5 protein-coding genes are annotated in these 5126 nt (G+C 65.8%); 4 read left to right on the top strand and 1 reads right to left on the bottom strand.

The genetic code is table 11. From position 1 onward, the window contains the following. Positions 1 to 797: hypothetical protein (locus tag KDH09_19645; protein ID MCB0221921.1), on the bottom strand; the 797-nt coding region annotated here is incomplete at its 3' end. Positions 798 to 1291: 494 nt separating this feature from the next. Between KDH09_19645 and KDH09_19640 the strand changes: the two genes are divergently transcribed. The 4 genes from KDH09_19640 (at position 1292) to KDH09_19625 (ending at position 4955) form a co-directional block, all read left to right on the top strand. Beyond that, positions 1292 to 2203, top strand: a complete 912-nt coding sequence (locus tag KDH09_19640) for a hypothetical protein (GenBank protein ID MCB0221920.1) — start codon at positions 1292 to 1294, stop codon at positions 2201 to 2203. Between the two features lie 396 nt (positions 2204 to 2599). Beyond that, a complete protein-coding gene (locus KDH09_19635; protein ID MCB0221919.1) occupies positions 2600 to 3400 on the top strand; it encodes a hypothetical protein in 801 nt (266 codons plus the stop codon). A gap of 13 nt (positions 3401 to 3413) precedes the next feature. Beyond that, positions 3414 to 4313 carry a hypothetical protein gene (locus KDH09_19630; protein ID MCB0221918.1) on the top strand — a complete coding sequence of 300 codons (900 nt, stop codon included), beginning with the start codon at positions 3414 to 3416 and terminating at the stop codon, positions 4311 to 4313. 72 nt (positions 4314 to 4385) lie between these two features. Beyond that, positions 4386 to 4955, top strand: a complete 570-nt coding sequence (locus tag KDH09_19625) for a hypothetical protein (GenBank protein MCB0221917.1) — start codon at positions 4386 to 4388, stop codon at positions 4953 to 4955. The last annotated feature ends 171 nt before the right edge of the window (positions 4956 to 5126 follow it).

Below are 5126 nucleotides of genomic sequence, written 5' to 3'. Positions count from 1 at the left end.
GAGGGGGTGCCGGTGCCGCCGCGCTGCAAAGAGGATCGCGCCGACTGCACGACCCCCTCAGTCGCCTTCGGCGACAGCTCCCCCGAAGGGGGAGCAGGGAATGTTGCGTCGTCGCCACTACCCCCGTCACCCCCGCCCATGCACGGTCCCGCCAGCGGCCCGCCGATCGTGAATTTTGGCGCCCCGCCTCCATCATCATCGGGCAGCGCCGCGATGCTCCCGGCAAGCGTGCGCAGAATCGTGTGGGCCGCCTGCACGCGAAGCGCCTGGTCGGGGCTGCGCAGCAGGGTGAGCACGCAGTTCGCAAGCGCGCGCATGGTGTAACGGCTTCGCGCGTCGTTGGGTTCGTCTTTGACAAGCGCGCTCGTCATCTGCGCGCAGATCTCCGGCCAGCTCTCGCGCGTGCTTGCGCGCTCCCATTCGTCGAGAAAGCCCAGCGCGGCGTTTGTGAGAAACTCCTCGGCGGGCTCGGACTTGCAGGGCTCCCTGAGCACGCTCAGGAGCGCTTCACCGCCCGGGCCGACGACGTTTGCCAGGCTCGACTGCTCGCCCTTGCCCTCGGCGAAGAGTTTTTTGTCTTTTGTTTCGTGACGAAGATACAGCGCGGCCGCCGACAAAGAAGCGCGCGAGAGATCGCACTGCGAAAACTGCCGCGTCGCGCTGGCCAGTGCGAGCGCCCGCAGCGCCGCGCATTTCGGACGCGCAAGCCGCGCACCCGCGAAGCACGCCCAGATGTCCACCATCTCGCGCGCGCCCGCAAACACCCGCGCCGACTGCTCGGCGTCGCCGGGGATCATCGGGTCACCGCCTCGATCGCCCGCATGATCCGTGTAGGGGCGGGGTCTACCCGCCCTGGTCGCGTGCCGGAGGGCGGGTAGACCCCGCCCCTACATCGGAACGCGAACACGGCGGCGGGGTGGCATGCAATCGGAACAAACATCGAAGACCTCGGAAAAACGCCCGAAGAAAAACCGGGCCGGGGAAGAAATGGAAGGGTCGAATGAACCTTCGCGAAGCACACTTTTCAAGATACGGATTTTTCAAAAACGCGCAAGGGGGCGGCGGCCCAAGATGGACCGAGATGACCCACGATGGTCCGCGATGACCCGAGATGACCCGAGATGGACCGCACTTTTTTTGAAAAAAGTGGCCGCTGTGACGGCGCTTTTTCGGGCGAACACGGAAAGCGTCCGATGACGGGAGTAGCCGGGCACCCCATTTGACCGCGTCCCGGCGGCCCTCCACCATGGAGGGGCCGAATACCGGCGCGAAAGGGAATCGGGAGCAAAATATGAAGAAACAACTGAAGATCGGGGCCACGATGCTGGCCGCACTGATGGTGAGCGCGCTGGGCCTGCAGGCCTGCGGCTCGGATGATCCACTGGCCCTGCTGCTGGGGAATCTGGACGGGCCCAATGCCGCCGAGGCGCTTGCTGCGGCCCAGAACGCCTGCACGGGCAACTGCGACGGGGACATTGTTGATCTCACGCTGGGGGTCAAGGGCCCGCCACCGCCCGAGGGCGACATCGACGACGACTACGACGCCCTGGTCGGGTTCCTGGGTTCGCTCTTCTTCTGGGGCGAAGAAGAGGCCTTCATTGAGCGCGATGCGCTGCTGGAGGATCTCTATCCCGATGGCTACCCCGACGGGGAGTTCACGCTCGGCCCGGTTTCCGGCGTGGTTTCACTTGCCGACGCCTGCGCGCCGGGCACCGGAACTGTCGTTATTACGCTCAAGGACACGCTCGAAGAAGCCGTCATGATGGCCTCTGCGAAGGGCCTGCCCGAGGGGCTCGACTGGATCTCCGGCACGGAGACCTATGCCCTGTTCCTCTCGAACTGCACCCTTGATGGTGACATCCTCACCGGCGTTGTCGGCAGCGAGACCGTCTCGCTCAGCGGCGCCGTGACCTTCCGCTTCAGCGGCGAGTCGGGCAAGGACGGATTCGAGATGTACACCGTCACCGGAAGTCTGACGGTCAATCCCGGCGCGGTGGAGCCCGCGGGTGGCGAGGCCTCGACAAAGATCTGGGGCTACAACGAGCCGCTCTCCTTCGACGTGCTTCTGAGCAGCGACCTGGCGAGCGCTCCGCCCTCCGACGGCGGCGGCGCCTGCTACGGCGGTACGGACGCGACATCCGAAGAGGCCTGCGACGGCATCTTCATGAGCGGTGACGATGCGTTCTGGAACATCTGGGACTGATTTCTCGTTTGAGACGTGTTGAGTGAAAGGCCGGCCCCCGAATATGGGGGCCGGCCTTTTCCATTGTCGCGTTTTGGGCAATTGCGCGGATCGTGCGGGCAGGCCAGAATGCCCGGACCTCGCTTCTAGTCTGCAGCTTCGCAGGCCGTCCATGCGGCGAGGCAGAGACCCCCGGGCTGAAGCCTTTGCCGGGGGTTTTCGTTTGTACGCCCATTTGCCACCTGCTCCTCCGGTTGCGGGCAACACCGACGTATTGTGACGAGACAACGGGAGAGCGCACTGAGCCTGGCTGGTGGGGGCCTGCGCTGCTGTATGGCTGTTCGAATTTATTTTCTCGACATGCTGCCGATGGCCCGTTAGTTTTTAGGATAGCTTCAGAAAGGGACGGTTCATTCCATGAGACACTTCACGATTGCTGTACTCGCGGCACTGGTGCTCTGCGTGGCGGGACTGGCGGCTTCGGCATCGCCGGCGGCCGCGCAGCTCTACGCCGCCGACGGCGGCCGGGCGGCGGGGAGTCTCTACCGCATCAATCCATTAACGGGAGCCGCGAGCGTTGTCGGTACCATCGAAGACTCCGTCGGTGAGGGCTACGCCGTCGGCGGGATGGCCTTCGATGGCGAAGGCACGCTCTACGCCATCACGACGGTGGGGTGGGCTCAGTCCGAGATCGAGACGGAGCTCCTCACGATCAACCCGGCCACCGGCGAGGCGACCCTCGTTGCCGGAACCGGGCAGAGGTCGTTTGCCGGTGACATCACCTTCATCGACGGGACTCTCTACAGCTTCTTCGCAAGCGGCAATTGCGTGATTCAATTGGGGGCGATCAATACCACCACCGGTGCCGTCGTCTGCGCGGGGAGTGCAGGTGCCGGCGGTATCGTCGGTGGCGGCCTGGCCTACGATGCCACGGGCGAGAAGCTCTATGCCTCGCTCGACGGCGTGGACGGTGACCTGCGCACGCTCGATCCCCTCGACAGCTCGGTCGACGCGACGCTCTCGCTCGACGGCGTGGGCGGGATGTATACCGGCGGCCAGGCCATCGGTGCGCTCACCTACTACAACGGCACGCTCTACGGAATTCGCAAGGCCCGGGGCGACGACGTCGTGCACCTGGTGACCATCGACACGACCACCGGCGCGGTGGAGATCGTTGGCATGCTGCCCCCGGGCGTTGACGCCCTGGTCGGACGTTAGGAGGGAGGATGTCATGAAAAATCTCGTATCCAACATCGCAACAAAACGTCTTCGCTCTCTCATTCTGGCCCTGGCGCTGCTCGCGTCGCTCGGCGCGGCAAGCTGCGACAGCGAGGGCAATCCCATCCCGCTGCTGCTCATGGTCGACGGCCACCGCGGCAACATGGCGGGCTATCTCTACGTGCTCAATCCCGCCAACGCGAGCTACGCGGTCGTGGCAGCGACGCGTGACGCGCAGGGCACCCACTACGGTTTGAGCTCCATTGCCTTTGGTCCCGATGGGAAGCTCTACGGCGTCACCGGCGCCGGCGGATTTGGCTGGGAAGCCGAGAATCTGCGCGACCCCATGCTCTTCGAGGTCAATCCCGTAAGCGGCCTGCTCACCGCCATCGGCGAGACCGTCGATTCGAGCATGGAGCCGCGCTACATGAGTTCCATTGTCTTTGGTCCTGATGGCACGCTCTATGGCCTGGTGAGCGTCAACGACCCGACGGAGGCAGCCGGTGACCTGGCAACGATCGACCCGGAAACCGGCGAGGTCACAGTCATCGGGGGCGACGCGGGCGAGTGGGCCAACGGTATGGTCTGGGACGAAGAGGGCGAGCGCCTGCTGCTCGCGCCCCAGACTTCGGCCGACGGCGCAATGGGCGAGGGCCTGGACGGCTCGCTCGTATCGCTCAATACGACGACGGGCGCTCCGACCACGGTGGTCACTTTGGACGGCCCGCTCAACTCCGGCGGGACCGAAGGCGTGGGAGTCGTCGCCATGGCCTATGTGGGCGATACCCTCTACGCGCTGCTCACCAACTGGGACGGCCAGCAACAGGTGCTCGCCACCATCGACGTTGCGACCGGTGACGTCGAGATCATCGGCAAGCTCCCGCCCAGGGTGAAGGGCCTTGCCGGGCGCTGAGCCTTTGCGAAGATCTGGTAACGCGGCCGGCGCTCCGAAGGGGGCGCCGGTTTTGTGTCCGGGAGATGCGAAATGAAAACCCGAGCCCTTTGCCTCGCGGCGTTTCTTGCGCTGCTGCTTGCCTGCGAGAAACGCGAAGACCCCTACAAGGACCTCCAGTGGGCCCCGCTGGGCAAGGTGCCGCCGGCGGTGGAGAGGCCCTCGCGCTGTGCGGGCCGGGTCGGTGCGAACGTGCGCCTGCTGCGCGGCGACGAGATCGTGCGGGAGAAAAACGCGGCGCAGCTGCGCGAGGACTCGCACATCACGGTCCTCGAGGCCGAGGGGCGCCTCGGCGGAGAGAAGGCACTGCCGCTTTCGGCGTTGCTCGAAGAGGGTACCGTGGAGGTCGAGGTCATGGGCTGCCACGGCGCGCCGCTGCGCCTGAGTCGCGAAGAACTGCTTGCCACGCCCGAGCGGCTGAGCCTGTGGCCCAAGCCCCGCGGCTTCGTGATGCTCGCCGAGGTAAGGCGCGGCGGCCGCGGCAACCCCATGCGCATGCGCGACGTCTTTGCCGTGCGCCTGCTGCGCGCCGGCGACGCCCCCACCCCTGATGAAATCGCCCCCGAGTCCGCCCATTTGCCGCCTGCTCCCCCGGGGCGGTAGACTCCGCGCTGCCCCTTTTCGGGGCCTGAAAGCCGAAGAGACACACGCAATCATGAGTGAATCCGAAGACAAGCGCACTGCGGGAGGCGCGATGGGCAATGCCCTGCCCCCCGACGGCGATGCGGCTCAAGGTTCTTCCGGCGGCCCCTCGCGCCTGGTGGAAAAGACGGT

The sequence above is a fragment of the Chrysiogenia bacterium genome (genome assembly GCA_020434085.1).
In the GTDB taxonomy this organism is placed as follows: domain Bacteria; phylum JAGRBM01; class JAGRBM01; order JAGRBM01; family JAGRBM01; genus JAGRBM01.
Note: the sequence above shows the minus strand (reverse complement) of the source record. Positions and strands in the feature narration are given on the sequence as shown.

Bases quoted from the DNA above. Each gene is read 5' to 3' on its own strand.
- KDH09_19640 (MCB0221920.1), top strand. From the start codon at position 1,292: ATGAAGAAACAACTGAAGATCGGGGCCACGATGCTGGCCGCACTGATG.
- KDH09_19635 (MCB0221919.1), top strand. From the start codon at position 2,600: ATGAGACACTTCACGATTGCTGTACTCGCGGCACTGGTGCTCTGCGTG.
- KDH09_19630 (MCB0221918.1), top strand. From the start codon at position 3,414: ATGAAAAATCTCGTATCCAACATCGCAACAAAACGTCTTCGCTCTCTC.
- KDH09_19625 (MCB0221917.1), top strand. From the start codon at position 4,386: ATGAAAACCCGAGCCCTTTGCCTCGCGGCGTTTCTTGCGCTGCTGCTT.